This is a genomic window from Cupriavidus sp. 05N38, from assembly GCF_056397345.1.
This window is the reverse complement of the sequence record NZ_JBFTNF010000011.1, coordinates 1-26319: the sequence shown is the minus strand read 5'-3', so window position 1 is coordinate 26319 and position 26319 is coordinate 1. Positions and strand designations below refer to the sequence as shown.

Annotated in this window: 26 protein-coding genes; 10 read left to right on the top strand and 16 right to left on the bottom strand. The window is 64.8% G+C overall.

Annotated features, from left to right (window positions below):
* Window positions 1-7: 7 nt before the first annotated feature.
* On the bottom strand, window positions 8-1288 hold the full coding sequence (locus AC1DK4_RS10655; RefSeq protein WP_441614295.1) for an amidase: 1281 nt from the start codon (window positions 1286-1288) through the stop codon (window positions 8-10).
* 13 nt (window positions 1289-1301) lie between these two features.
* Window positions 1302-2291, bottom strand: a complete 990-nt coding sequence (locus AC1DK4_RS10650; protein ID WP_441614297.1) for a tripartite tricarboxylate transporter substrate binding protein — start codon at window positions 2289-2291, stop codon at window positions 1302-1304.
* A gap of 134 nt (window positions 2292-2425) precedes the next feature.
* On the opposite strand from AC1DK4_RS10650, the gene AC1DK4_RS10645 reads away from it, so the two are divergent.
* The gene (locus AC1DK4_RS10645) at window positions 2426-3349 is read left to right on the top strand and encodes a LysR substrate-binding domain-containing protein (protein WP_441614299.1); all 924 of its coding nucleotides are present in this window, start codon (window positions 2426-2428) and stop codon (window positions 3347-3349) included.
* A gap of 24 nt (window positions 3350-3373) precedes the next feature.
* On the opposite strand, the gene AC1DK4_RS10640 is transcribed toward AC1DK4_RS10645, so the two are convergent.
* The 3 genes from AC1DK4_RS10640 to AC1DK4_RS10630 form a co-directional block, all read right to left on the bottom strand.
* On the bottom strand, window positions 3374-4195 hold the full coding sequence (locus tag AC1DK4_RS10640) for an anti-sigma factor family protein (RefSeq protein ID WP_441614301.1): 822 nt from the start codon (window positions 4193-4195) through the stop codon (window positions 3374-3376).
* Complete coding sequence (locus tag AC1DK4_RS10635; protein ID WP_441614303.1) at window positions 4192-4710, bottom strand: RNA polymerase sigma factor; 519 nt, start codon at window positions 4708-4710, stop codon at window positions 4192-4194. Before AC1DK4_RS10635 ends, AC1DK4_RS10640 begins: the two co-directional genes overlap by 4 nt.
* A 74-nt stretch (window positions 4711-4784) precedes the next feature.
* Window positions 4785-5501, bottom strand: coding sequence for an anti-sigma factor family protein (locus AC1DK4_RS10630; protein WP_441614305.1), 717 nt, complete (start codon window positions 5499-5501; stop codon window positions 4785-4787).
* A gap of 153 nt (window positions 5502-5654) precedes the next feature.
* Between AC1DK4_RS10630 and AC1DK4_RS10625 the strand changes: the two genes are divergently transcribed.
* The 3 genes from AC1DK4_RS10625 (at window position 5655) to AC1DK4_RS10615 (ending at window position 8181) form a co-directional block, all read left to right on the top strand.
* Window positions 5655-6155, top strand: a complete 501-nt coding sequence (locus AC1DK4_RS10625; RefSeq protein WP_441614307.1) for a DUF305 domain-containing protein — start codon at window positions 5655-5657, stop codon at window positions 6153-6155.
* On the top strand, window positions 6152-7630 hold the full coding sequence (locus tag AC1DK4_RS10620) for a YncE family protein (RefSeq protein WP_441614309.1): 1479 nt from the start codon (window positions 6152-6154) through the stop codon (window positions 7628-7630). The genes AC1DK4_RS10625 and AC1DK4_RS10620 overlap by 4 nt, the downstream gene beginning before the upstream one ends.
* Before the next feature lie 128 nt (window positions 7631-7758).
* Window positions 7759-8181, top strand: a complete 423-nt coding sequence (locus AC1DK4_RS10615; protein WP_441614311.1) for a hypothetical protein — start codon at window positions 7759-7761, stop codon at window positions 8179-8181.
* Window positions 8182-8569: 388 nt separating this feature from the next.
* On the opposite strand, the gene AC1DK4_RS10610 is transcribed toward AC1DK4_RS10615, so the two are convergent.
* The gene (locus AC1DK4_RS10610; RefSeq protein ID WP_441614313.1) at window positions 8570-8842 is read right to left on the bottom strand and encodes a DUF4148 domain-containing protein; all 273 of its coding nucleotides are present in this window, start codon (window positions 8840-8842) and stop codon (window positions 8570-8572) included.
* Between the two features lie 53 nt (window positions 8843-8895).
* A complete protein-coding gene (locus AC1DK4_RS10605) occupies window positions 8896-9132 on the bottom strand; it encodes a hypothetical protein (RefSeq protein WP_441614315.1) in 237 nt (78 codons plus the stop codon).
* A 699-nt stretch (window positions 9133-9831) separates the two neighbouring features.
* Here AC1DK4_RS10605 and AC1DK4_RS10600 point away from each other — a divergent pair.
* On the top strand, window positions 9832-10104 hold the full coding sequence (locus AC1DK4_RS10600; protein ID WP_441614316.1) for a hypothetical protein: 273 nt from the start codon (window positions 9832-9834) through the stop codon (window positions 10102-10104).
* A gap of 144 nt (window positions 10105-10248) precedes the next feature.
* Window positions 10249-11301, top strand: a complete 1053-nt coding sequence (locus AC1DK4_RS10595; RefSeq protein ID WP_441614366.1) for an alpha/beta hydrolase — start codon at window positions 10249-10251, stop codon at window positions 11299-11301.
* 197 nt (window positions 11302-11498) lie between these two features.
* Here AC1DK4_RS10595 and AC1DK4_RS10590 read toward each other — a convergent pair whose 3' ends face one another.
* The 3 genes from AC1DK4_RS10590 to AC1DK4_RS10580 all read right to left on the bottom strand — a co-directional run bounded on the left by AC1DK4_RS10590 (window position 11499) and on the right by AC1DK4_RS10580 (window position 14991).
* On the bottom strand, window positions 11499-12311 hold the full coding sequence (locus tag AC1DK4_RS10590; protein WP_477131519.1) for a MetQ/NlpA family ABC transporter substrate-binding protein: 813 nt from the start codon (window positions 12309-12311) through the stop codon (window positions 11499-11501).
* A gap of 219 nt (window positions 12312-12530) precedes the next feature.
* A complete protein-coding gene (locus AC1DK4_RS10585) occupies window positions 12531-13805 on the bottom strand; it encodes an O-acetylhomoserine aminocarboxypropyltransferase/cysteine synthase family protein (RefSeq protein WP_477131518.1) in 1275 nt (424 codons plus the stop codon).
* Window positions 13806-14007: 202 nt separating this feature from the next.
* Window positions 14008-14991, bottom strand: a complete 984-nt coding sequence (locus AC1DK4_RS10580) for an aliphatic sulfonate ABC transporter substrate-binding protein (protein ID WP_441614322.1) — start codon at window positions 14989-14991, stop codon at window positions 14008-14010.
* 677 nt (window positions 14992-15668) lie between these two features.
* On the opposite strand from AC1DK4_RS10580, the gene cyoA reads away from it, so the two are divergent.
* The 4 genes from cyoA to AC1DK4_RS10560 are packed head-to-tail and all read left to right on the top strand — an operon-like array spanning window position 15669 to window position 19628.
* Window positions 15669-16634: a ubiquinol oxidase subunit II gene (cyoA, locus tag AC1DK4_RS10575; RefSeq protein WP_441614324.1), complete on the top strand. Its 966-nt coding sequence runs from the start codon at window positions 15669-15671 to the stop codon at window positions 16632-16634.
* An 8-nt stretch (window positions 16635-16642) separates the two neighbouring features.
* Window positions 16643-18619 carry a cytochrome o ubiquinol oxidase subunit I gene (gene cyoB / locus AC1DK4_RS10570; protein WP_477131517.1) on the top strand — a complete coding sequence of 659 codons (1977 nt, stop codon included), beginning with the start codon at window positions 16643-16645 and terminating at the stop codon, window positions 18617-18619.
* Window positions 18620-18624: 5 nt separating this feature from the next.
* Complete coding sequence (gene cyoC / locus AC1DK4_RS10565; RefSeq protein WP_441614328.1) at window positions 18625-19266, top strand: cytochrome o ubiquinol oxidase subunit III; 642 nt, start codon at window positions 18625-18627, stop codon at window positions 19264-19266.
* A complete protein-coding gene (locus AC1DK4_RS10560) occupies window positions 19266-19628 on the top strand; it encodes a cytochrome o ubiquinol oxidase subunit IV (protein WP_441614330.1) in 363 nt (120 codons plus the stop codon). Before cyoC ends, AC1DK4_RS10560 begins: the two co-directional genes overlap by 1 nt.
* A 206-nt stretch (window positions 19629-19834) precedes the next feature.
* Here the strand turns inward: AC1DK4_RS10560 and AC1DK4_RS10555 are convergent, their stop codons facing one another.
* The 6 genes from AC1DK4_RS10555 to AC1DK4_RS10530 all read right to left on the bottom strand — a co-directional run bounded on the left by AC1DK4_RS10555 (window position 19835) and on the right by AC1DK4_RS10530 (window position 25992).
* Window positions 19835-21196 carry an LLM class flavin-dependent oxidoreductase gene (locus AC1DK4_RS10555; RefSeq protein ID WP_441614332.1) on the bottom strand — a complete coding sequence of 454 codons (1362 nt, stop codon included), beginning with the start codon at window positions 21194-21196 and terminating at the stop codon, window positions 19835-19837.
* Window positions 21197-21224: 28 nt separating this feature from the next.
* Window positions 21225-22175 carry a TauD/TfdA dioxygenase family protein gene (locus AC1DK4_RS10550; RefSeq protein WP_441614334.1) on the bottom strand — a complete coding sequence of 317 codons (951 nt, stop codon included), beginning with the start codon at window positions 22173-22175 and terminating at the stop codon, window positions 21225-21227.
* A gap of 38 nt (window positions 22176-22213) precedes the next feature.
* Window positions 22214-23053 (bottom strand): ABC transporter ATP-binding protein, encoded by an 840-nt coding sequence (locus tag AC1DK4_RS10545; protein WP_441614336.1) that lies wholly within the window; start codon window positions 23051-23053, stop codon window positions 22214-22216.
* A gap of 160 nt (window positions 23054-23213) precedes the next feature.
* On the bottom strand, window positions 23214-24017 hold the full coding sequence (locus tag AC1DK4_RS10540; RefSeq protein ID WP_477131516.1) for an ABC transporter permease: 804 nt from the start codon (window positions 24015-24017) through the stop codon (window positions 23214-23216).
* Window positions 24018-24041: 24 nt separating this feature from the next.
* Window positions 24042-24890 (bottom strand): ABC transporter permease, encoded by an 849-nt coding sequence (locus AC1DK4_RS10535; protein ID WP_441614340.1) that lies wholly within the window; start codon window positions 24888-24890, stop codon window positions 24042-24044.
* A gap of 4 nt (window positions 24891-24894) precedes the next feature.
* Window positions 24895-25992 carry an ABC transporter substrate-binding protein gene (locus tag AC1DK4_RS10530; RefSeq protein WP_441614342.1) on the bottom strand — a complete coding sequence of 366 codons (1098 nt, stop codon included), beginning with the start codon at window positions 25990-25992 and terminating at the stop codon, window positions 24895-24897.
* Between the last annotated feature and the right edge of the window lie 327 nt (window positions 25993-26319).

Genomic DNA, 26319 nt, shown 5'->3' with positions numbered 1-26319 from the left:
CCTTCGCTTACTGATCGTAGCCTGCAATGCGCGCCAGGGCGCTTGCAACCGCGAGCAGGCGTGCGTCATCCGCATAGCGTCCGATCAGTTGGGCTCCAATTGGCAGCCCGGCGGGGCCAGTCCCTATGCGCAATGAAACCGTGGGCAGGTGCAGCGCTGTCCAGAGTGCGCCGAAACGTGGCGAGCCCGAGTCTGCCAGGCCCAGCTCGGCTTCGCCGTCCGCGGCGGGGTAGAGCAGCACGTCGAGATCGCCGAACATGGCATCGGCTTGTCGGGTGCCGGCGTGCATGCGGCTTCGTATTTGCAGGTAGGCCTCTGTGCTCACGGTCTCCCCACCGGCCAGGCGCGTTTGCAGGCGCGCACTGAGCTGCTCGTGATGTTGCGTACGTTCATGGGCGAGCGATTGCCTGGCCTCGTAGGCGAACATGCTGCTCTGCAGATCGATCAAGGCTTCCAGTTCCTGCGGCAGCCTGCAGCGCAGCACGCTTGCGCCGGCCCGCTCGGCGCGGGCGGCGATCGCGTCGAGGGCGGCGTGCGTTTCGGGGCTGGCATGCTGCCACTGACTCGACAGGCACACGCCAATGCGCGGCCTCAACCCCGGTTGTTCGACGGCGCGTGCCTGCGCCGGGCCAAGGCAGAAGAAGGCGGCGTCGGCGACGGTGCGGGTCAGCAGGCCCACCGTGTCCTGGGTATGGCTGAGGGTCTTCACGCCGGCACTACTGATGAGGCCGAAAGTCGGCTTGTAGCCGACCACGCCGCAGTACGCTGCCGGGCGGGTGATCGACCCGGTAGTCTGCGTACCGAACGCGACCGGCACCATGAAATCCGCGACGGCGGCTGCGGAACCGCTGGACGAGCCGCCCGGCGTGCGTTCCAGGTCGAGGGGGTTGCGCGTTGCGCTCGGCGTCTGCGTGGCGAATTCGCTGGTGGCAACCTTCCCAAGTATGACGGCACCGGCTTCATGCGCAGACGCAACGCAGCCGGCGTCTGCTGCAGGGCGATGCCCGGCATAGATCGCTGCCGAGCCGTAGGCCGTGTCGTAGCCGACGGTATCGATGATGTCCTTGACGGCGACAGGAATGCCGCGCAGCGGGCCACCCGGGCGGCGATCCGCCGCACGCGCCTGGGAGAGAGCCAGATCGGCATTGACGGCGACGAAGGCCTGCACCGCGCCGTTGCGTTCCTGTATGCGCTCGAGGCAGGCATGCGTCAGCGTTTCGGCGGTAAGGTTGCCTCGCTCGATCCGGGTGGCCGCCTCAAGGGCGGTGAGACGATTGGGGGCGCGCATGAGCTGGATGCTCCTAGTTTAAGGTGATGCCGGCATTGCGGATGACAGCCGCCCAGCGATCATGTTCCTTGCCCACGAAGACGGCAAAGGCTTCGGGCGTATCGCCGACGGGCTCCGCGCCCTGGGCCAGCAGTTGCTCGCGTGTCTTGGGATCTTTCAGGATGCGGACAACTTCCGCATTGATGCGGCTGACCACTTGTTTGGGCACGCCGGCTGGCGCAAACATGCCGAACCAGCCTTCCACCACGTAGCCGGGCAGGCCCGACTCGGAAATCGTGGGAACGTCGGGCAGCAGAGGCGATTTCCGCGCCGAGGTCACGCCGAGGGCAATGAGCTTGCCGGAGCGGATATGCGGCAGGCATAGCGGGAGGTTGCAGAACATCATTTGCACGCGCCCGGCGAGCAGATCGGTCAGCGCAGGGGCACCGCCCTTGTAAGGCACGTGAAGGATATCGGTCTTCGACATGGACTTGAATAATTCGGCCGACAGGTGCTGGCTGCCACCGGCGCCTCCCGAGGCATAGCTGTATTGCTGCCTGTGCAGCAGTGCCAGCAGTTCCTTGACTGAGCGCGCGGGAACGCTAGGCGGAACCACAAGCACATTGGGCACGCTGGCCACATTGACCACCGGCACGAAGTCGCGTTGGGGGTCGAACTTGAGGTTGGTGTGGAGGCTGGCATTGATCGCGTTGGTGCTGGCCGCGCCAAAGAGCAGCGTGTAGCCGTCGCGCTCCGCCGCGGCAACATAGCCTGTGCCGATGTTGCCGTCGGCGCCCGCCCGGTTGTCAACCACGACAGGCTGGCCCCAGGCCTCACTGAGCCTGGTTGCAATGATGCGCGCCAGGGTGTCGGTCACGCTGCCAGCGCCGAACGGCACAACCATATGGATCGGCTTGACCGGGTATTGCGAATGTTGTGCCATGGCGGGCAAAGGCAGGAGGGCGCTGAAGCACACTGCGGCGATACTTCCCGCCAGGGTACGGAACAGGGCTTTGGGATTCATGTTGGAGTTCCTATGGGCAAGAATCGCGGGGCTTTGAAGGGGATATCGAAGGCAATCTTATGCTGGTCTATTCGATAGATCCAATATAATATTCCAGAGTATTCATTCATTTTTATGTATCAATGGCTCTCTCGTTGCACGCGTTGCGCCTCTTTGTTGTGGTGGCCGAGGAACTGCATTTCGGACGTGCCGCGGCGCGGCTCCATATGGCACAGCCGCCTTTGAGCCAGCAAATCCGACAACTGGAAGCCAACGTTGGTGCGGACCTGTTTGCGCGAACGACGCGGTCGGTCCAGTTGACGGAGGCGGGCAGGGTGCTCTTCGACCGGGCAAGGCAACTGCTGGCCGATGCGGACGCCGCCGGGCAGGCAGTGCTCAGGGCAGCGCATGGCGAGACGGGACGGATCTCGCTGGGATTTACAAGTACCGCCGCGTACCGCCTCTTGCCACGCATACTGTCTGCGTACCGCAGCGCCTATCCTGCCGTCGCATTCGACTTCACGGAGGCAACGTCAGCCGAGCAGTGGGATGCCTTGCGCGCCGGCAAACTCGACGTGGCGCTGCTGCGCCTGTCCACACCGACGGTGGAAGCGGATTTCGATGCGTTCGAAGCCGATCGTGAGCCGATGTTGCTGGCGTTGCCACTCGGGCATCCGCTCGCCGCAGACGCCACGGTGGCGCCAGCGGCGCTGGATCGCCTTCCGATGGTTGGATTCAGCGCGGTCGGCTCAGCCTATTTTCGCGACCTGAGCCAGAAGATCTATCATGCGGCCGGCGTGCAGCCACGCATCGATCAGGAGAGCGTACTCCCGACCATGCTCGCCCTGGTCGAGGCCGGGCTTGGCGCCGCGCTGGTGCCCGCATCGGCTGCGGAAATGCGCTCGGCACGCGTGACATACCGGCCGTTGCAAGCGGCAAAGTCCAGGCGCGGCGGCACCGTCGATGCCGTGTTGCACTGTGCACGCCCGCATGCCAGCACCAACATGGCCGCGCTCGCATTTGTCAGGCTGCTTGCCACGATGAGCGCGTCGTCGGCTCCTGCAGGCCAGGCCGGATGAACGGAGGGAGCGCAGCCTGCTCGACTATTCATTCTTTCCAGGTGTCAGTTGGGCATAGACATCGTGCGAGATGTCGAGCAGCACCGTGTGATCGATTCCGCCGCTGACGGCATAGCCGAAGTCACCGTCCAGCCAGTAGAAGACATTGACCGGTCCGTCCTGGTACAGCTGGAACGCGGTGGTGTTCGCGCTCGTGGTCCGGTGGGATATGTAGAGGGTGATCCGTTCGCCCTTGGCGTTGCGATACATGAATTGTGCAACGCCCCCACCGGCATCGGGCAGCAAACGGCCGCCGACGAGTTCGAAGCCGACCCGTGTCAGCACCGGCGGGTGCACGTTGGTGCCGAGTCGGTTTGCCAGCCATTGCACAAAATCCTGCTCACGATCGGAACCGATCTCGGCCGGGCGGACAACGTCGGGCATGTAGACCACATGTGCCACGGCCGCATTGCGTGCAAGTCCGTCCTGGCCCTGCAGGCTGCCGATCGGCTCATTGCTCGCGAGTTGACCCGTCATGCGCGGCATCATCTGACTCCCGACACCGAGTGCAATGCCCAGCACCAGCGTGGCGGCGATACCCGCAAAGCGAGGCCAGTTGGCCGCTTCGCCCCGGCCCGGGTGCCTTGCAGATGATGGCTGAAGGCGTTTGGGCACCGGCTCGGCCAGGACCCTGTCATAGCGCTCGTGGAGCAGACTGTTCAGCGAGAAATAGTCACTGATCCTTGCCGCGAGGGCCGGGTCCTGCTCCAGGGCTCGCTCAACCTGGGCGCGGCGCTCTTCCGACAGCGCCCCGTCGGCGTAGGCATGAAGATCGTCTTCGGAAATGGAAATCCGTTGTTCGCTCATTGCACCACCCTGAGTCTTGCGCTGGATTGCGAGCCCGCCATCAGTGCCCGCAACCGTTCCCGGCCACGCGACAGGCGGGACATCACGGTGCCAATCGGGACATCAAGCGCAATCGCTACATCGGCGTAGCTCATTTCCTCCAGACCCACCAGGAGGACGACTTCACGCTGTTCCACAGGCAGGCGCTGCAACGCGTAGTCGAGATCGCGAATTTCCAGCGAGCGCATTTGCTCCGGGGGCACTGCGTATTCGCCCTCATCCACGGAATCATCGTCGACCGATACGTGCACCACGCGCTCGGAGGCCCGGCGAATCTGGTTGATAAAAAGATTATGCATAATTGAGAACAGCCAGGCGCGCAAGTCAGAACCTGGACGGAACTGCTCGGTTCGGCCCAACGCGCGTTCCAGCGTGTCTTGTACAAGGTCGTCGGCCAGGTCGTGATTGTGGATCAATGCCCTGGCATACCTGCGCATCCGTGGCACATGCTCGACCAACTCATCCTGGATTTTCATGGCCCGCTCCAGTCGGGAACTGTCGTTGCCGAGGCGATCCCATCTCACTCTAGTCCTTGTCGATGCGCTCGACGTCAGCGCGAAGTCATGAGATCGGCCGCCTGCATCAAGCGCGGGGTATTGGCGCTACCGGCGAGCACGTAGTGAGTGGTACCGGTCTTCCAGGTCAGCAAACGAACATCGCCAACCCGGCGTGCGGACCAATGTGGCGTTGCCGGATCAAAAGGCAGGGCGCGGGCCTCCAGCAGGACGATACGCCGCTGATTCGGGCCTTCATAGACCGATTGAAGCACTTCAGACACCGGCCCGATGCGAACCGGCTTTCGACTCATAAGACTGAATCCGACCGAATTCAGGTCGGGCGAGGGCCTGCCTCCGGCCATGTCGATCGCACTGGGATAAGCAGGTGCACTTATTGCCTCGACCAGTGCAAGTACCGCCACACTGTCCAGCTCCTTGTTCGACGCGCTTGCGCCAGCCAGCCACCCGCCCACTGCCGCCAGCAGCACCAGGCCGGATACGAGCATGCGGGCAACCCTGCGGGTGTACCTCACGGGCCGCTTGCTGGCCGAGCGAGAATCAGCTTCCCGCGCAACGTCGTGATGAGAATACGATTGTTTGATCTGCTCGTTGAGGCGCATGTAGAAGGCAATCCTGCCAGCTTCGCTGGGGTAGCCTTCAAGATACCTGTGGAGGCTGGCGGCCTTGCCGGGGGGCAGGAGACCATCGGCATGCGCCTGGATATCGACTTCCGAGAGCCGTTCGGTGTCGGGGGCGTTGTCAAGGTGCATGGCAGCGTGCCGTAGTTAGTCAAGGGGTCTTGATTCGTAAACACGCTGGCTTCGCTTTTATTCCCGTTGGTCTCGCGGCGTCATTTGCATATTCTCCTAAGATATTGATGCCGCTCCGAGTGGCGGCTCCTGCGAGGGGTTGCCGAAATGACTATGTCCGCTGCCAGAATCGCGTCAAGCCTTGTGGCGATGGGGTGGCTGACGCTTGCCATCCATGCAATGCCGGCTCGCGCGGCCGGCAGCACGGCGGACGACGAGGGGGAGCGCGCGTTCCTGGCCGAAAACGGCGCGGCCATGACCGCCATGATGAGGCACATGGAAATCACGCCGAGCGGCAATATCGATCGGGACTTTGTCTCCACGATGGCGCCACACCACCAGGGTGCGATCGATATGGCGCAGGCCTATCTGCGCTTTGGCCACAATGAGCAACTGCGTCGTCTGGCGCAGGAGATCATCGTTGAGCAGCAGCAGGAGATCCTTGCCATGCGTCTGGCGGTAGGGCTGCCGCTACCGCCCCCGGTTGCGGCCCCCACCGACATCGGCAGGCCGACCGGCATATCAGTGCCTGTGGAGGAAGCGCACCGTGAAGGCGGTGAGCGCGTCTTGCCCGTGCATGGCCACCAACCAGAGCAGTCGCAGGAGTCAAGATGAAATTCGAATCGCTCCTTGTCCTCGTCCTGACGGTCAGTGCCCTGGCGGCGGCGGCACCGTCATTGGCTGGGCAGGCCCCCGTATCCCAGTCCGAACCGGATATCCCTGTCAGCCACCGTGACCGCCTCTATGCCGCCGAGCAATTTTCGAACACGGTTTCCGTGGTGGACCCGGTCGATCATCGTCTGCTTGGCCTGATCCGGCTCGGGGATCCTTCGCCCGGAAATTTCAGTCCGCTCTACCGTGGACAGGTGCTGGTACATGGCATGGGCTTCTCACCAGACCATCGGACCCTGGCCATTGTCTCCATCGGTTCAAATTCGGTGACGTTCATCGATACGCAAACCAATGCGGTCAAGCACGCTACCTACGTCGGCAGGGCGCCGCATGAGGCGTTCTACACGCCAGACGGCAGCGAGGTCTGGGTTACCGTGCGCGGAGAAAACTATGTTGCGGTTCTCGATGCCAAAACCTTCGAAGAGAAGACCCGTATTGTCGTGCCCGCCGGACCTGGCATGCAGATCTTCTCGCCCGATGGCAAGTACGGCTACGTGTGCTCTTCATTCAATCCGGAAACCGAGGTGATCTCATTGGCCGAGCACAAGATCGTGGGTGCGGTGAAGCAGGACAGCCCGTTTTGTCCGAATATCGCCGCCACGCCGGACGGCAGGCAGGTCTGGTTCACACTCAAGGATACTGGAAGGGTTCAGGTCTTTGACGCACGTCCTCCATTCGCCCGCATCAAGAGCTTCGAAACCGGTCCCCTCACAAACCACGTGAACTTCGCGCGCAATGCCAAGGGCAGTTTTGCCTACGTGACTGTGGGCGGGTTGAATCAGGTAAAGGTCTTTCGTACCGATGATTTTTCACAGGTGGCTACCATTCCAACGGGGAGCCTGCCTCACGGCATCTGGCCCTCGGGCGATGGCAGCCGCATGTATGTGGGTCTGGAAAATGCCGATGCCATCGCTGCCATCGACACGCTGAGCAACAAGGTGATCGCGACGGTTCCGGTAGGCCAGGCACCGCAGGCGATTGCATATGTACCGAACGCAGTGACGCAAGGGGATGGAACGCAGAACCTGGAGCCGCTTGGCATTGCCGGGCAGGCAAGCCACCTGACGCTATTGGCGCCGAACAAGGGGCAGCCGGGCGGGAAGGCAGCCGCCGCGAGCAGCATTACGTTATTCGACCAGGGGTTGGTGCAGGTGCTGCAGGCGGCGGTGACCGGCCTTCAGCCGAGGCAACCTTATGTATTGGCGCTTGCGAACAAAGCTGACGGCGGTGGGCCGCTCGAGCCGCTTGCCGTGTTCATGACGAATCCGGCCGGCGCGGCCATCGTCAATACCATCGGGCCGATCCGGCAGGTCGTTGCGCCGGGAACAAGCGCCGCAGAGGACATGCGCCGCTACCTCGTGGTAGCCCCGCAGATCTCGGGAAAGCCTGGCGCTCCGGTTCAGGTGCAGGCTCCCTGATCGCGGCGGGACCACCGGGTGGCATCAGCAGCTGTGGGTGACACGCGGTGGTTGTCGCGAGTCATCCGCAGCGCTGCAAGGATTGCTGTCATTCCAGTCTGGCGAGTGATTGAGGCCCGTTGTCAGGCATGGGTTCCGTCGATGTAGGGATCGGCAGCGCTTGCGGGAGAAATAGACGTGCCCGTGCGATCCATGCCTGCAAGGGTTCGAGCGGCGTCGATACGATCATTCAGCGCCGAATTTCAGGCACCATCGGTGAATGCGTCACGCTGTCCGATGCGGGCGCCATCGGTGAATGCGTCGCGCTGTCCGATGCGGGCACCATCGGTGAATGCGTCACGCTGTCCGATGCGGGTGCCATCGGTGAATGCGTCACGCTGTCCGATGCGGGCGCCATCGGTGAATGCGTCACGCTGTCCGATGCGAGCGCCATCGGCATAGACGTCGCGGGGCGAATTGACAGCCGCACCGGCGGCTTGGGAAGCAAGGGCGGCGGCTGTGGCAATCAGCAGGGCAGCGCCGGAGATGTGGCCGAGGCGTTTCATGAGTAGCTCCTTGGGGCATGGATGGAAAAGCTTCAACGACCGGATCCGTGCGGCCTGCAGGAGCCGCGCCATGTTGCGATCGTTACTACCGTATACGCGCCGTTATCGCGAAATATTCCCGACGTCAGACTAAAAGTTTGAGTCGGTTTCATGGATGCCTGGTGTGCATCCGATGTGCGAAGTGAGCGGACACGGCGAGCGGGTATCCCGGTTGCAGTCGCCAAAGTGATGGAAGCTCGGCGTGACAACCCCGCGTCCAGGTTGATTTCCGTGGGCATCGCGCGCGCTATCAAACGCTACCAGTGGATTGAAGCCGCCGCATTCACTAATGTCCCCTTCCGGGGCCATTGTGAACGAGGCAGCCGAGGATCCGCGCTCTTCGAGGCAAAGCACGTTACCGCGAGGGCGCCTGCGACACCAACGCTGCGCCGGTATTTCCCTGGTGCGTTTTTGCTAGTTGCTGTAGTGCCGTTTGCAGATCGGCCGGATATTTGCCTTCTCTGCTTGGCTCGTATCCCAGGGCCGCCAGTTCCTGGACTTCACGGAGCAAATCCGCTCGCGTGACGTTAGGGGCTGTGACTTGTGCGTACTGCGCGAACACTGGAGTGGCAATGAGGGCCGTTACCGAGATGACTGCTGCACAGACAATACGAATAGGGTCTTTCATGATGACGTTCCTTCACAAGATGTTTGCTATCGCGCGCTGAAAGCCGCCGGTGCTCAGTTGCGGGCCCCGTCCGTATAGCCATCCCTCGAACTGATCCGCGCACCATCGGAAAACACGTCACGTTGTCCAACGCGCGCGCCATCCGTGAAGACATCGCGCTGGCCAATACGCGTGCCGTCGGTATAGACGTCGCGAGGCGAAGTGACTGCGGCAACGGCGGCCTGCGAGGCGAAGGTGGTAACGGTGGCAATCAGCAGGGCAGCACCGGAAATTTGACTGAGGCGTTTCATGATCGACTCCTTGGCGAACGATTACAGAGATGACAGTTCAACGACCGGACCTGCGAGGCTTTATGTGCAGCGCCATGTTGCGATCGTTACTGCGTATACGCCGCGAGATCGCGGAGCATTCCCGATGCAGGATTGAAATTTCAAATTGGCGCCATAGTGCCGCGCCGCGCAGCGCACGGGCCACCACGCGAGGCTGTGATGAATGCGGAGAACGTGAAGCCGGCGCCCGTCCGGCAGCTTCCAGAATGAGACTGCCGGTCTCGTCGGGAATGTGAGATCGACGATACGTGACTCGCCTTCAGCTCGAAGGTCCTGGCCCCCATGCGCTTGGCCATGAAGCTCTGGAGGCCAGGGTTGATGGTCCGGCCGCCCAAGGAAAACCGCGGCCCACTCGGGTCCGTCAGATCGCCATAGATAGACGCGTCTTTTTCCTTGCCGCCATCCGCGCCTGCAGCTCTCCGTGTGGCTCTTTCCACATCCCATTCATCACCGCCTCGCGTCGTGACCCGTGTGCTGCACCGCACGGCCCGACCGCGTGGCGTTATGACGGCAAATCAAAATTTCGATCTGACGACGGGAATGATTTCCGATCGCGCAGCGTATACGGCAGTAACGATCGCAACGTGGCGCTGCTGCTGCAGGCCTCTCGGATCCGGTCGTTGACTGTCATCTCTCTGTCCGGTTTTCAAGGAGCTACTCATGAAACGTCTCAGCCAATTCTCTGGTGCCGCCCTGCTGATTGCCACGGCCGCCACCTTTGCCTCGCAAGCCGCCGTGGCCGCGGTCAATTCGCCTCGTGACGTCTATACGGATGGCGCGCGTATCGGCCAGCGTGATGTCTTCACGGACGGCGCACGCATCGGAGCGCGCGATGTCTTTACCGATGGAGCACGCGTCGGACCGCGCGACGTGTTCTCCGATGGTGCCCGCGTCGATTCGAGGAACGTCTACACGGACGGCGCTCGCAACTAGGCCCTGGCGCTTTCCACGCACCCGTTAGCCAATGCCTTGCCGGGGAGAGGGTTGCGTGGTTCGAGTAGCGATCTTGGCTTTGCCGTCAAAGGTATCAGGGCTACGCAAAGCTCAATGACCTCGCTTGACGAGGTGGAGAGGAATATGTCAGAAAATATCAATTCGCGTCGTCGCGGCTTCATGGGCATGACAGCCGTGGCGCTTGCCGCTGCCCAGTTTGGCGTGCCGCGTTCCGCCAGGGGCCAGACACGTTCGCCGAATTCGTCGGTCGTGCCTTCGGCCTTGCCGGGTGCCCATACATCGTTTGCGTCAATGAAGCAGGTCGACGCCGCGCTGCTTAATGTCGGCTACGCCGAGGCGGGGCCGGTCGACGGACCCGCGGTCATCCTGCTGCACGGCTGGCCCTACGATATTCATAGTTTCGTTGACGTGGCGCCGCTGCTGGCGTCGCGCGGGTATCGCGTGCTTGTCCCGTATCTGCGCGGCTACGGTACTACGCGTTTCCTGTCGCAAGAGACGATGCGCAACGGGCAACCGACTGCCGTGGCCGCAGATATCGTCGCGCTGATGGATGCGCTCAATATCCGGCATGCGACACTCGCCGGGTTCGATTGGGGGGCGCGCACCGCCGATATCATCGCGGTGCTGTGGCCGGAGCGTTGCAAGGGGCTGGTGTCGGTAAGCGGCTACCTGATCGGGAGCCAGAAAGGCGGTGCGTTGCCGCTGCCGCCCGAGGCAGAGTTCCAGTGGTGGTACCAGTTCTACCTTGCAACCGATCGCGGGCGGGCCGGCTACGAACAATATACGCACGATTTTGCCAAGCTGATCTGGAGGCAAGCCTCACCGGGATGGAAGTTCGATGACGCCACGTTTGAGCGGAGTGCATCGGCCTTCAACAATCCAGACCATGTCGCCATTGCCGTCCACAACTATCGCTGGCGGCAAGGTCTTGCCTCTGGCGAAGCAAAGTATGACGCCTTTGAGCAGCGACTTTCCCTGGCGCCGTCCATTGGTGTGCCGACCATCACCATGGAAGGCGATACCAACGGCGCACCGCACCCGGCGCCGAGCGCCTATGCGGGCAAGTTCACCGGGAAATACGAGCACAGGACTATCACGGGGGGCATCGGCCATAACCTCCCACAGGAAGCGCCTCAGGCATTCGCGCAGGCCGTGATCGACGTCGGCAGGCTTTAAGCCCGAATTGCGCGAAGCCTATGTCCAGTTCCATCGTTGCCCATGCCGACACCACCCCTTGCCGGGTAGGCAGCACTGTCGCGGTCATCGACGCCAGACCGAAGTGGGTCGATCCATCGGACGAGCACGCAGTCGACGCAGGTTGACAGCCTTCTCTCGTCCTTTCTTTCTCGGGCGAGGCCGTGAGGCCTCGCATCTCAGCGCTGGTACGACGGCGGCAGGAAGCCCGCGAAGCGCTGCTGCGTGGTCGCCTTGAACTCAGGCGACTGGTAGGCATCGCGGATGTCCTTGACGAAGGGCTTGCTCACGTCGGCGGTGCGCACGGCCACCAGATTCATGTAGTAGTCGGGGATCTTCTCCAGCGCCAGGGCTTCGGTCAGCTTGAGGCCGGAGGAGAGGGCGAAGTTGCCGTTGACGAAGGCGTAGTCCACGTCGTCGAGCGAGCGCGGCAGCTGCGCGGCCTCGAGCTGGATCAGCTTGAGCTTGTTCGGGTTGGTTTCGATGTCGCGCTCGCTGGCACGGATCKGGTCGGTGCCGGGCTTCAGCGTGACCCAGCCGGTCTGCTGCAGGATAGCGATGGCACGCGCCAGGTTGGACGGATCGTTGGGCAGCGAGACGGTGGCGCCCGCTTTCACTTCGGTCAGGGTCTTGTGCTTGCGGCTGTAGATGCCRATSGGSGCRGTGGGCACCTGSACSASYTCSGACAGCTGCAGCTTGCGGTCGCCGGAGAATTTCTTCAGGTAGGCCACGTGCTGGAAGGCATTGGCGTCGATGGCGCCATCGGCCAGCGCCAGGTTGGGCTGCACGTAGTCGCTGAACTCGACGATGGTGACCTTGTAGCCTTTCTTTTCCAGCAGGGGCTTGATGCCGTAGCGGATCTGGTCGGAGTACGGGCCGGCGGTGGCGCCGAAGCGGATTTCCTTCTTGTCCGGATCGGCCGCGCCGGCCGTCTGGATCACGCCCAGCGCGAGCACCGCGCCGATCAGTCGAATTCCTAGACCCAATTTCATCAAAGCTCCCCTTGTCGTTGGTATGTAGCGGGCCTGGGCGCGCTTGGCGCGAACAGGCAAGGGGCTCATTGTAGTGGGGGTCTTATGCGCAAGGAACGAGTTAATGCGCATGGTGATATTACGTCGGGGAATAAGCAGGCGATGCAGGCAGGCGATGCGCCTGGCCGCTTCCCCGGCCCTCTCCCGCCGGGCGGGAGAGGGGGCGGACCGGCAGCGGCGTCAGGCAGCTGCCAGCGCGCGGTCCAGGTCTTCCAGCAGGTCGTCGATATGCTCGATGCCGATCGACAGGCGCACCATGTCTTCGCTCACGCCGGCGGCCTTCAGTTCCGCTGCGTCGAGCTGGCGGTGCGTGGTGGATGCGGGGTGCGTGGCCAGCGACTTGGCGTCGCCGATGTTGACCAGGCGGGTGAACAACTGCAGCGCATCGAGGAAACGTGCGCCGGCTTCCCGCCCGCCGCTCTTGAGGCCGAAGGAGAGGATGCCGGGGCCGCGGCCGCCGAGGTAGCGCTGCACCAGGGCGTGGTCCGGGTGCTCGGGCAGGCCGGCGAAGTTGACCCATTCGACCTTGGGGCTGGCCTTGAGGTGGCGCGCCACGGCCAGCGCGTTTTCCGTGATGCGGTCCAGGCGCAGGGCCAGGGTCTCGATGCCTTGCAGGATCWGGAAGGCGTTGAACGGCGACAGCGCGGCGCCGGTATTGCGCAGGGGTACCACGCGCGCGCGGCCGATGTACGCAGCGGCGCCGAGCGCTTCGGTGTAGACCACGCCGTGGTAGGACACATCGGGTTCGTTCAGGCGCTTGAAGCGCGCCTTGTGCTCGGCCCAGGGGAACTTGCCGCTGTCGACGATGGCGCCGCCCACGCTGTTGCCGTGGCCGCCCAGGTACTTGGTGAGCGAGTGCACGACGATGTCGGCGCCATGCTCGAAGGGCCGGCACAGGTAGGGCGACGGCACGGTGTTGTCGACGATCAGCGGGATGCCGTGGTTGTGGGCCACCTTGGCAATGGCGGCGATGTCGACGATGTTGCCGAGCGGATTGCCGACCGATTCGACGAAGATGGCCTTGGTGCGCTCGTCGATGAGGTCGCCGAAGGCGGCGGGGTTGCGGCCGTCGGCGAAGCGTGTCTCGATGCCGGACAGCGGCAGCGTGTGGGCGAACAGGTTGTAGGTGCCGCCGTAGAGCTGGCTGGCCGAGATGATGTTGTCGCCGGCTTCGGCGATGGTCTGGATGGCGTAGGTGATGGCCGCCATGCCGGACGCCAGCGCCAGCGCGCCCACGCCGCCCTCGAGCGCGGCCAGGCGCTGCTCGAGCACGTCGTTGGTGGGGTTCATGATGCGGCTGTAGATATTGCCGGGCACCTTGAGGTCGAACAGGTCGGCGCCGTGCTGCGCATTGTCGAAGGCGTAAGCCACGGTCTGGTAGATCGGCACGGCCACCGCGCGGGTGGTGGGGTCGGGGGAGTAGCCGCCGTGGACTGCAATCGTCTCGATTTTCATAGTCTTTTCTTGTTGGATTTCCAGGTGGATTACGTCGTGGAAGACGTCGTGGATTACGTCGCGGATGACTTCTTGGATGACTTGGTGGCTGGACGCCGCCCGGGAGCGGGCATGGTAGCAGCGCGGGTTGGCGCTTGCCATGGCGGCGGCCGGTGATCGCACCCGGCGCCGGCCGCCATGCCCGGCCGGCGGCTGGCCGGGGTCATTGGCTGGCGAGCGGGAAGGTGGCCTGCCAGACGTTGTCCCTGACCTGGAGGGCGGCGGGAATCAGCTTTTGCTGGTGGAACAGGTCGGCCACCTGCTGCTGGACGGCCACCACTTCCGGCGTGACCGGGATCGCGCCGTAGGGCACGCGCTTGAGCCAGGCCTCCACCACCTGCACGTCCAGGCCCACGGCGGGGGCGAGCAGGGCGGCGGTCTCGCCGGGGTTCTTCGCCACCCACAGGCCGGTGGTGCGCAGTTGTTCGAGGATGGCGTTGACGACCTGGGGCTGTGCCTTGACGAAGCCGCCGGCGGCTTCGTAGAAGTTGAAGGGCGAGGGCACGCCTTCGTAGTCGGCGATGGTGCGCACCTTGAGCGCCTTCTGCGCGAGCGCATAGTACGGATCCCACACCACCCAGGCGTCCACGTTGCCGCTTTCGAAGGCGGCGCGCGCATCGGCGGGCGGCAGGTAGATCGGCTGGATGTCCTGCAGGCTCAGGCCGTTCTTCTTGAGCAGTTGCACCAGCAGGTAGTTGGAACTGGAACCCTTTTGCAGCGCGACGCGCCTGCCCTTGAGATCGGCCACGGTGCGCACCGGCGATTTGTCCAGCACGAACAGCGCCTCGTTGGTCTTGCCGCCGGGCTCCGCGCCGACGTAGACGAAGTTGGCCCGGGCGGCCTGGGCGAACACGGCGGGCGGCGCGCCGGTGTAGCCAAAGTCGATGCTGCCGGCATTGAGCGCCTCGAGCAGCTGCGGGCCGGCGGGGAATTCCTTCCACTCCACCTTGTAGCCCAGCGGCGCGAGCTTCTTGTCGAGCGAGCCCTGGGCCTTGAGCACGGCGAGCAGGCCGGCTTTCTGGTAGCCCACGCGCACGGACTGTTCGGCGGCGCCAGCGGTCGCGGACCAGGACAGGGCGGCGCAGGAGAGGGCGGCGAAGGACAGGGCGAGGCCAAGGCGGCGGGGCCAGTTGCGCAACAGGGTCATGCGATTTTCTCCGGGTGGGGTCGGGGATCGGGAGGGATCCGGGCCGGCCCCATGGTTGCGAAATCGCGGCGCGAGGGGAACGAAGCTTATTGCATTTGGATAGAACTGCCGGGGTCGCCGGGGGTCAGAGCGTGGGCCGCCGGCGCCGGCGCGCGACGCCGCGCGCACGTTGTGATTTGTGCAACTGCTTTCAAGGGTGCGCACCCTGCGACACCTTGACGCACTCGCAGAATTTTCTGACAAGCGAGCCGTTGGCGGCGTGATCGCGAAAGATGGTGCATTGTCCGATTAACCGAACAGTGTGTTCCAGGTTCCGGGTTTACCCTCGTTGCTGCAATGCGGTAGATTCGCGGCCACGATGTCTGACGTACCGCGATTCTCAGCCAGAAACCACGTTTGCCGCACCGGCAGGCGTGATGGGTATCGCGAGCGCGGCATCCTTCTGTGTGGACCGCCGCAGTCCCACGGTGCTCCGTCCTACAAGGACCGAGCCAGCCTGCTAGCCCCGTCCTACAAGGATCAAGCCAGTCTGCCGTTGATTGGCGCCTCGCCGGGCAAGCAGGTCGCTTAACCAGGTTTCCCGTTTTCCCCCAAGCCTTAAGGCTGCCTTTCGCTCGCGCCTAGGCGGCAAAACTGCGCCGCGCCGTCGTTCCGTGGCCTACACAACCAGTCGTGACATGAAGATACCCAAACTTCCGCGTTGGACGCGGTTCCTGCCCTGCGGCGGCCTGTTGCTGGCCGGCTGCAACATGACCGTGCTAGATCCCAAGGGCCAGATCGGCGCCGACGAGAAATCCATCATCCTGATCGCGACCTGGCTGATGCTGCTGGTGGTGGTGCCGGTGATCGTCCTGGTATTCACCTTCGCCTGGAAATACCGGGCCAGCAACAAGAACGCCCGCTACGAACCGAACTGGTCCCACTCCACCGGTATCGAGGTGGTGGTGTGGCTGATCCCGTGCCTGATCATCCTGGTGCTGGGCATCATCACGTGGAAGTCCTCGCACGACCTGGACCCGTACAAGCCCATCGAATCCGACGTCAAGCCGATCACCATCGAGGCCGTGGCGCTGAACTGGAAGTGGCTGTTCATCTACCCCGAACTGCATATCGCCACCGTCAACGAGATCGCGTTCCCGGTCAATACGCCGGTGAACTTCAAGATCACGTCCGATTCGATCATGAACTCGTTCTTCATCCCGCAACTGGGCAGCCAGATCTACGCGATGGCCGGGATGGAGACCAAGCTGCACCTGATCGCCAACGCAGCCGGCACCTACGACGGCATGTCCGCCAACTACAGCGGCGGCGGCTTCTCGGGCATGAAGTTCAAGGCCAAGGCCGTGTCGAACTTCGACTTCGAGCAATGGGTCAAGCAGGTACGCGCCTCGTCGCGCGAGCTGACCCTGGCTGACTACGAACAACTGGCCAAGCCCAGCGAGAAGGAACCCGTGGCGATGTTCGCCAAGGTCGATCCGCAGCTGTTCCACGGCATCCTGCACAAGTACATGGACGGCACCGGCGGCGCCATCGCCGGAAACGGTACCTCGTTCGGTCCTGTCTGCACCTCGCGCAACACCCTCGGCACCAGCCAGGTGTCCATGGCCGCGCCCGCCCTGCCGGCGCCGGGCTCGAATTCCTAGGAGTAAAGATGTTTGGCAAATTGAGTTTGGATGCCATTCCGTTCCACGAGCCCATCGTCATGGGCACGTTGTCGATGGTGGCACTGGGTGGTCTGGCGCTGTTCGCGCTGATTACCTATACCCGCAAGTGGGGTTGGTTGTGGAATGAATGGTTCACCTCGGTCGACCACAAGAAGATCGGCATCATGTATTCCGCCGTGGCGATGATCATGCTGCTGCGCGGCTTTGCCGACGCCATCATGATGCGCACGCAACTGGCGCTGTCCACCAACGGCTCGCCGGGCATCCTGCCGCCCGAGCACTACGACCAGATCTTCACCGCCCACGGCGTGATCATGATCTTCTTCGTGGCCATGCCGCTGATGACGGGCCTGATGAACCTGGTCGTGCCGCTGCAGATCGGCGCGCGCGACGTGGCCTTCCCGTTCCTCAACACGCTGAGCTTCTGGCTGTTCGTGGCCGGCGCCATGCTGGTCAACGTCTCGCTGGGCGTCGGCGAGTTCGCGCGCACCGGCTGGCTGGCCTATCCGCCGCTGTCGGGCCTGCAGTTCAGCCCTGGCGTGGGGGTGGACTACTACCTGTGGAGCTTGCAGATCTCGGGCCTGGGCACCTTGCTCACCGGCGTGAACTTCCTGGTCACCATCCTCAAGATGCGCGCCCCGGGCATGACCCTGATGCGCATGCCGGTGTTTACCTGGACCGCGCTGTGCACCAACGTGCTGATCATCGCCGCCTTCCCGGTGCTGACCGTCTCGCTGGGCCTGCTGGGTCTTGACCGCTATCTCGGCATGCACTTCTTCACGAACGAGATGGGCGGCAACGCCATGATGTACGTGAACCTGATCTGGATCTGGGGCCACCCCGAGGTGTACATCCTGATCCTGCCGGCGTTCGGTATCTTCTCCGAGATCATCTCGACGTTCTCCGGCAAGAAGCTGTTCGGCTACAAGGGCATGGTGTACGCGACCGCGGCCATCATGGTGCTGTCGTTCCTGGTCTGGCTGCACCACTTCTTCACGATGGGCTCCGGCGCCAGCGTGAACGCGTTCTTCGGCATCACCACCATGATCATCTCCATCCCGACCGGGGTGAAGATCTTCAACTGGCTGTTCACCATGTACCGCGGCCGCGTACGCATGACCACGCCGGTGCTGTGGACGCTGGGCTTCATGGTCACCTTCGTGATCGGCGGCATGACCGGCGTGCTGATGGCCGTGCCCGCAGCCGACTTCGTGCTGCACAACAGCCTGTTCCTGATCGCCCACTTCCACAATGTGATCATCGGCGGCGTGCTGTTCGGCTACCTGGCCGGCATCACCTACTGGTTCCCGAAGGCCTTCGGCTTCAAGCTSGACGAGCGYCTGGGCAAGTGCGCCTTCTGGTGCTGGCTGGTKGGYTTCTACKTSGCSTTCATGCCGCTGTACGTGCTSGGCYTSATGGGCATGACCCGTCGCCTGAACCACACCGACAACCCGGCCTGGAACCCGTTCCTGTACACGGCCGTGGCCGGCGCCGCGCTGATCGGCCTGGGCATCGTGTTCCAGGTGCTGCAGATCGTGGTGAGCGTGCGTAACCGCAAGGCGCTGGCCGACGTCACGGGCGACCCGTGGGATGGCCGCACGCTCGAGTGGGCCACTTCGTCGCCGCCGCCGTTCTACAACTTCGCGCACACCCCGGTGGTGCGTGACCTGGACGCCTTCGCCGACATGAAGGCCCGTGGCGAGCTGCCCAAGCAGGAAGCGCACTACGAGCAGATCCACATGCCGAAGAACACCGGCGCCGGCTTCTACATGGGCGCGTTCAGCTTCGTGCTGGGCTTCGCGGCCACGTGGCATATCTGGTGGCTGGCCGTCGTGGGCCTGGTGGGCATGATCGTGTCCTTCATCTTCCGCAGCAACGACGACCATATCGACTACTACGTGCCCGCACGCGAAGTCGAGGCAGTCGAAAAGACTCACTTCCAGCGCGTCGCGTCGCAGGCCTGAAACCTATGTCTACACAAGTCCTAGACCGTCATTCCGCGCATGCCGCCCCGGCGCATGCCCATGACCATTCGCACGACCACGCCCATCACGACACCAGCGCCAACACCGTGTTCGGCTTCTGGGTCTACCTGATGAGCGACTGCATCATCTTCGCCGGTCTGTTCGCCGCCTTCGCGGTGCTGCGCGGTGAAGTGGCGGGCGGCCCCTCGGGCAAGGAACTGTTCGAACTGAACTACGTCCTGGTCGAGACCTTCCTGCTGCTGTTCTCCAGCCTGACCTCGGGCATGGCGATGGTCGCCCTGCACAACGGCCAGAAGGCCCGCCTGCAGTTCTGGCTGGCCATCACCTTCCTGTTCGGCGTGGCCTTCATCGGCATGGAAATCAACGAGTTCCATCACATGATCGCCGAAGGCGCGGGCCCTGGCCGCAGCGCTTTCCTGTCGTCGTTCTTCACGCTGGTCGGCACCCACGGCCTGCACGTGGCCAGCGGCCTGCTGTGGATGGCCGTGCTGATCTGGCAGATCGCCCGCAAGGGCCTGACGCCGACCATGAACAAGCGCCTGGCTTGCTTCGCGCTGTTCTGGCACTTTCTGGACATCGTCTGGATCGGCGTGTTCACCGTGGTCTACCTGATGGGAGCGATGTAATGGAACACAGCAACGTCTCGACCGCCGGCCACGGCGCGCATGGCACCAGCGCCGGCGGCGCCAGCCACAGCAGCGTCAAGGGCTATGTCATCGGCTTCGTGCTGGCGGTCATCCTGACCGTCATCCCGTTCAAGCTGGTGATGGGCGGCACGCTGGACGGCGCCACCACGCTGGCCGTCATCCTCGGCCTGGCCGTGGTGCAGATCGTCGTGCACCTGGTGTACTTCCTGCACATGGACCGCTCCTCGGAGCAGCGCTGGAACGTGATGGCCCTGGCCTTCACCGCGCTGATCCTGGTGATCGTGGTCGCCGGTTCGCTGTGGATCATGCACAACATGAACAGCAACATGATGGTGCACTGAGAGTCTTCCTCCCGGTGTAGCGACAAAGGCGGCCTGCGGGCCGCCTTTGTCGTTTCCGGGGACGGACGGCGGCGTTCGCCGCCTTTTCCGGCTTTTCCGCCTTTCCTGCCTTGGAGCTTGTCCTGGATGAAGCGAAGCGGTCCCGGCCAGGAGAGCGGGCAAGGCAAGGCCGCRCAACGACGCCCGGCGCTTCTTGAACCGGCCTCCTACGCCGCCCGCTGTTGCGCCGCCGCGCGCGGATGCACCGGCCGCGCCAGCCCCAGGTGCTCGCGCAGCGTGGTGCCTTCGTAGCGCTCGCGGAACAGCCCGCGGCGGCGCAGTTCGGGCAACACCAGTTCGATGAAGTCATCGAGTCCGCCCGGCAGCCACGGCGGCATGATGTTGAAGCCGTCGGCGGCGCCGCCTTCGAACCATGCCTGGAGCTGGTCGGCGATGCTCTGCGGCGTGCCGTGGATGGACCAGTGCCCGCGCGCGGTGGCCACGCGCAGGTAGAGCTGTCGGATCGTCAGCCCCTCCTTGCGGGCCAGGCCCGTCACCAGCTGGAAGCGGCTCTTGGCGCCGTTGGGCTCGGGCAGGTCGTCGGGTAGCGGGCCGTCGAGCGGGTAGCCTGACAGATCCACGCCGCCGAGGTTCTGCGATAGCAGGGCGAGGCCGACGGCCGGGTGGATCAGGCTCTGCAGCTCCTCGAACTTTTCCTTTGCCTCGGCCTCGCTGCGGCCGATCACCGGGAACACGCCGGGCATGATCCTGAGCTGGTCGGGCGAGCGGCCATAACGCGCCATCCGGCCCTTGAGACCTTGGTAGAACGCGCGCGCGTCCTGGAGTGATTGCTGCGCGGTGAAGATGACTTCGGCGGTGCGCGCGGCCAGTTCCTGGCCGGCCTCGGACGAACCGGCCTGTACGATCACCGGATGGCCCTGCGGCGGGCGGGAGACGTTGAGCGGGCCGCGCACCTGGAAGTGCCTGCCATGGTGATCGAGCGCGCGCAGCTTGTCCGCGTCGAAATGCAGGCCGCTGTCCTTGTCGTAGAGAAAGGCGTCGTCTTCCCACGTGTCCCACAGGCCCGTCACCACGTCGACGAATTCCTCGGCGCGCGCGTAGCGGTCGGCGTGCTCGGGATGCTTGTCGAGGCTGAAGTTGCGTGCTTCCGCGTCGGACCACGAGGTGACCACGTTCCAGCCGGCGCGCCCGCCGCTGAGGTGGTCGAGCGAGGCGAACTTGCGCGCCACGTGGAAGGGCTCGTTGTAGGTGGTGGAGACGGTCGCCACCAGGCCGATGCGCTGCGTCACCGCCGCCAGCGCCGACAGCAGCGTGAGCGGCTCGAAGGTGGCGGCACGCGCGCTGCGCGGCAGGGTGGTGTCGTCGAGCGTGCGGATCGCCACGCCGTCGGCCAGGAATATCGTGTCGAAGGCGGCGGCCTCGGCGCGCTGTGCCAGCCGCACATAGTGGGCCAGGCTTTGCCCGGCATCGGGCTCGGCGCCGGGGTGACGCCAGCCGGCCACGTGGTGGCCGGTGGCTTGCAGGAAGGCGCCCAGGCTGAGCTGGCGCCGCGGTGTTGTCTGGCTCATCGATGACTCCGGGATCGGTCCGGGCCGCTTACGCAGCGGCGCGGGCGGCCCCCGCATGGTTGGCGGATTCGCCGTGCTTCGGGGCACCCGACTTGACCGATATGCTGTGCCGGCCGTCCACGCTGACCGGCACATCGCCGGCAATGGTGACCCGCCGCACCACGCGCTTGGCATCGCCGTAGTCGTTGATGGCGTAGTGCTGGGTGGCGCGGTTGTCCCAGATCGCCACGTCGCCCGCGCGCCAGCGCCAGCGCACGGTGTTCTCCAGCCGGTGCACGTGGTCCTGCAGCACGGCCACCAGGTGTTGCGAGTCGGAGGCCGAATAGCCCAGCAGCTTCTTGACGAAGTGCCCCAGCACCAGCGTGCGTTCACCGGTTTCCGGGTGCACGCGCACCACCGGGTGCTCGGTTTCGTAGATGGCCGAGGTGAAGACCTCGCGGTAGCGCTTGATGGCTTCGGTGCTGACCGTGTTGCGGGTGGCGGCGTAGTCGTAGTCGTTGGTGTGGAGCGCCCACAGGCGGTCGGCCAGCTCGCGCAGGCTTTCGGGCAGATCTTGGTAGGCGGCGGCCGTGTTGGCCCATACGGTGTCGCCGCCGGCGGCCGGGATGGTCACGCCGCGCAGCACCGAAACCTGGGGATAGGCCAGGTCGAAGGTGACGTCGGTATGCCACGAGTTGGCGCGCCCGCCGTGCTCGGAATCGAGTTCGAGCAGGAAGCGCGTGCCGTCGCGCGAAGGCACGGTGGGATGGGGCACCGGCGTGCCGAAGCGGCTGGCGAAGCCTTCCTGCGCGGCATCGTCCAGGTGATCCTGGCCGCGGAAGAACAGTACCTTGTGGCGCAGCAGGGCCGCGCGCACGGCGCCGAAGGTGGCGGAATCGAGATCCGGCGCCAGGCGCAGGCCGCGGATCTCCGCGCCGATGCGCCCGGCTACCGGGTGGATGTCGAGTTCGACTTGCGTTGCGGCTTGCTGCTGGGTCATGAGATTCTCCTGTGGGTATCTTGCGTGCGGCGGGTACGTCAGATCGCGAAGCGGATATGGGGCGGCAGCCGGGTGGCGTCCACATCCGGCTCGCGCTTGATCGGCGCTTCGGCGAGATCGGCCGGGCGCCCGGTGAACTCCTGCAGCACATCGTCCTTGACGCGCGCGAAGGACGCGGAGGCGCGGTCGCGCGGGTGTGCCAGCGGCACCGGCAGGATGCGCCGGATGCGGCCCGGGCGCGGCTCCATCACCACCACGCGGTCGCCCAGGTAGATGGCTTCCTCCACGTCGTGGGTGACCAGGATCATGGTGATGCCCTCGGCCTGCCAGATGCGGTGCAGCTCCTGCTGGAGATAGGCGCGGGTGAGCGCGTCGAGCGCGCCGAACGGCTCGTCGAGCAGCAGGATCTCGGGGCGCGTGACCAGTGCGCGCGCGATCGCCACGCGCTGCGACATGCCGCCGGAGAGCTGGTGCGGGAAGGCGGTCTCGAAGCCGGCAAGGCCCACCAGCTCGATATGCTCGCGCACGGTGCGGCGCTTGTCGGTCTCGGTGAGGTTGGCGTTGAGCAGGGCCATGCGGATGTTCTGCTCCACCGTCAGCCACGGGAACAGCCGGTGCTCCTGGAACACGATGCCGCGGTCCAGGCTGGTGCCGGCCACGCGCTTGCCGTCGAGCAGGATCTCGCCCTTGTAGTCCTCCTCCAGGCCGACCACCAGCCGCAGCAGGGTGGATTTGCCGCAGCCGCTGGCGCCGACGATGCTGACGAACTCGCCCGGGGCGATCGACAGCGTGATGTCCTCAAGAACAGGCAGGGGCGCGCCCTTGACCTGGTATTGCTTGCGCAGGTGCTCGATGCTGAGCGTGCCGGCGTGGGCCATGTGGTTCTCCGGAAAAGTGTTCGGTAGTGCGAAGAGGAATTGGGTGGGCGGCGCGATCAGAGAGAAGCGAAGCGGGCCCGGCCAGGCGCGCGGCCGCTGACAGTGCAGGCGGGTGCGGCAAGGCCGCGCAACGCCTCCGGGATCTCTCTGATCGTGCCTCCTAGAATGCCGCGACGGAGCGGCCGCGCCATGCCAGCAGGCGACCCTCGATGCGGCTGGCGAGCCAGTTCAGCGTGAAGCCGACCAGCCCCACCACGATCACGCCGAACAGCACCAGGTCCATCCAGAAGTTCTCGCGGCCGTCGACCATGGTGTTGCCGATGCCCTTGCCGGCCACCAGCAGGTACTCGGCGCCGAGCGTGGCCAGCCACGCATAGATCAGCGCCAGGTGGATGCCGGCGAAGATCGACGGCGAGGCCGCCGGCAGCACCACGCGCAGCAGCACCTGCCAGCGCGAGTACTTCAGCACGCGCGCCACTTCCAGCAGATCGGCCGGCACGCYGCGGATGCCCTCGAAGGTGTTGAGCACCACCGGAAAGAAGGCCGCCAGCGAGAGGAACACGACCTTGGCCGTATCGCCAAGCCCGAACCACACCGAGATCAGCGGGATCCACGCGAACAGCGAGATCTGCTTGACGGTGTGGAAGGTCGGCCCGGCCACCTGCTCGAGCAGGCGCGAGAGCCCCAGCGCGGCGCCGAACAGCAGGCCAACGCTGGCGCCCAGCGCGAAGCCGGCGAGGTCGCGCCACAGGCTGGCGCGCAGCGCGTCGAACAGGGCGCCGCTGCGCACCTGCTGCACCGCCGTGTCCCATACCTTGGAGACCGGCACCAGCAGCGGCGAGGTGCTCCAGCCGAAGCGCACCGCGGCCCACCACAGCACCACCAGGGCAAGCGGCAGGATCCAGCCGCGCAGCGGCCGGGGAATGCGCAGGGTGCGCAGGGTGCGCGCAAACGATTCTGTCATCTTGGGTCCTTCGCTTCGGTTGCTTCAGAGACCGGGCTTGCGCCAGCGCAGCACCGCCGCCTCGGCCAGTGCCAGCGCCTTGTCCAGCGCGAAGCCGACCACCCCCACCACGATCACCGCGGCGATCACCATGTCGAGCTGGAACAGCTGGCGGCCGTACACGATCATGTAGCCCAGCCCCTCGGACGAGGCCAGCAGCTCCACCACCACCAGTGCCAGCCATGCATGCGTGAGGCCGTAGCGGATGCCGTTCCAGATCGGCGCGGCGGCCGCGGGGAACACCACGCGCGACAACATCTGCCAGCGCGTGAAGCGCAGCACGCGCGCCACCTCGATATAGCGCGTGGGCACGTTCTGGATGCCCTTGTAGGTATTGAGCGCGATCGGCACCAGCGAGGCCTTGGCGATCAGGATGATCTTGAGCGCCTCGTCGATGCCCACCAGCAGCATCAGCAGTGGCAGCCATCCCAGCACCGGCACCTGGCTGAAGGCCTTGAAGGTGGGATAGACGTAGTCGCGGAAGTTCGGCGACAGGCCCATCGCCACGCCCAGCGCGAGGCCGCCGGCCAGGCCGAGGGCAAAGCCGCCGGCCACGCGCACCGCGCTCACGGCCAGGTTGGCCTGCAGCTCGCCGCTCGCGTAGAGATCGCTCAGCGTGTGCCACACCGCGTCGGGCGCGGGCAGTACCTGCGGGGGAATCCATTCGAAGCGTGCCGCCACGTACCAGGCCAGCAGCAGCGCCAGCGGCAACGGCCAGGCCAGCAGCCACGCCAGGTGTTGCCGCCCGGGGCGCCAGGCGCGCCCTGGCTCGATATCCGCTACGGAGGCCGCGCCGGCCTGCCCGGGCAGCGTCAGGGTCTCGTTGGCCGCCATTGCGTCAGGCTCCGAGGATCTTGCCGTTGGGCTGGTAGACCGGCCAGTAGCTCTGCAGGCTCAGGTCGTCCAGCGCGGCCTTGAGGAAGCGCGTGTCGATCCACTGGTCCACATCGAACTTGGCGCGCGACAGGCGCAGCCGGTAGGCCTGCTCGGTGGCATCCTTGTAGCGGCCCACCAGGAAGGGATCGAAATTGGGGTTCAGGCGCACGCGCAGCGGCTCGCCTTCATAGTCTTCCTTCCAGTGTTCGTACGGCGTGCCGGCGCGTGCCCAGGTGCGCAGCACGTCTTCGCGGTTCTTCTCGTCGGAGGACCAGCGCGCGGCCTGCACCGCGGCCTTGACCAGGTGCTGGGTGGCCTCCGGGTATTTGCCGGCGAAGTCGTCGGTTACCAGCACATGGCTCTGGCGCGTATAGACGGGTGACTGGTTCTTGCTCGAATAGAGGATGCGCACCGCGCCCTTGTCGCGCAGGCGCAGGATGTCCATCGCGCCGATGGCGGCATCCAGGTCGCGCGTGGTGAGCGCGGCGAGATAGCTGGCGGTGTCCAGGTTGAGCAGGCGCAGGTCCTTCTCGCCGAGGCCGTTGGCCTCGAGCAGGCGCAGCGCCGGCAGATGCATATTGGTGCCCTTGAACAGCGACACGCGCTTGCCGCGCAGGTCCGCCACGGTCTTGAGCGGTGAGTCCGGCGGCACGCCGATATAGATATTGGTGCGCACGCCGGTGGCCAGTATCAGCCGTGTCTTCAGGCCCGCCGCGCGCGCCACGATGGCGGGCAGGTCGCCCTGCATGGCGAAATCCAGTTGCTTCGTGCTGAGCGCTTCATTCACCGCCGGGCCCGCGCCCTTGAAGAAGAACCACTCGACGCGCGTGCCGGCTGGCTTGAACGCTTCTTCCAGCCAGCCGCGCGCATGCGCGATGGCCATCGAGCTGCCGGCGAAGCTGGGCGGGGTGCCGGTGGCGGGTTGCGCCACGCCGATGCGGATCACTTCCGGGCGGGCGGCGCCGGTGGCGCTGAATACGCTCAGCGGGCTGGACGCGGCGGCGGCACCGAGGCCGGACCAGGCAAGGCGTTTAAGCAGGCTTCGTCGCGTGAGTGCCATTGTGTTCGGGTTCCTGTGCAAAGCAGTGAGAAGTTCATCGACGGCTCCCAAGATACGCGGCGCCCGCGGCGCGGCAGAAGGAATGTTTTTGGCTTTGGTTATCGGCTGCGCGCATATGCACCGGTGCGGCGCGGCGCGGTGGCGCAGCGCATATGCGCATGCGTTTTCCTTCCTTCCGCGCGGGTGCGCGCTGGCTTAGAGTGCGCCATTTCCGATGCGCCGCCGACACGAGCCCACGCGCAAGAGCAAAGCCAATGACCAACGAGAACAACAAGAAAATGCCCCCGCAGCTCGCGCGGCGCCGCTTCCTGCGGCACGGCGCAGGCC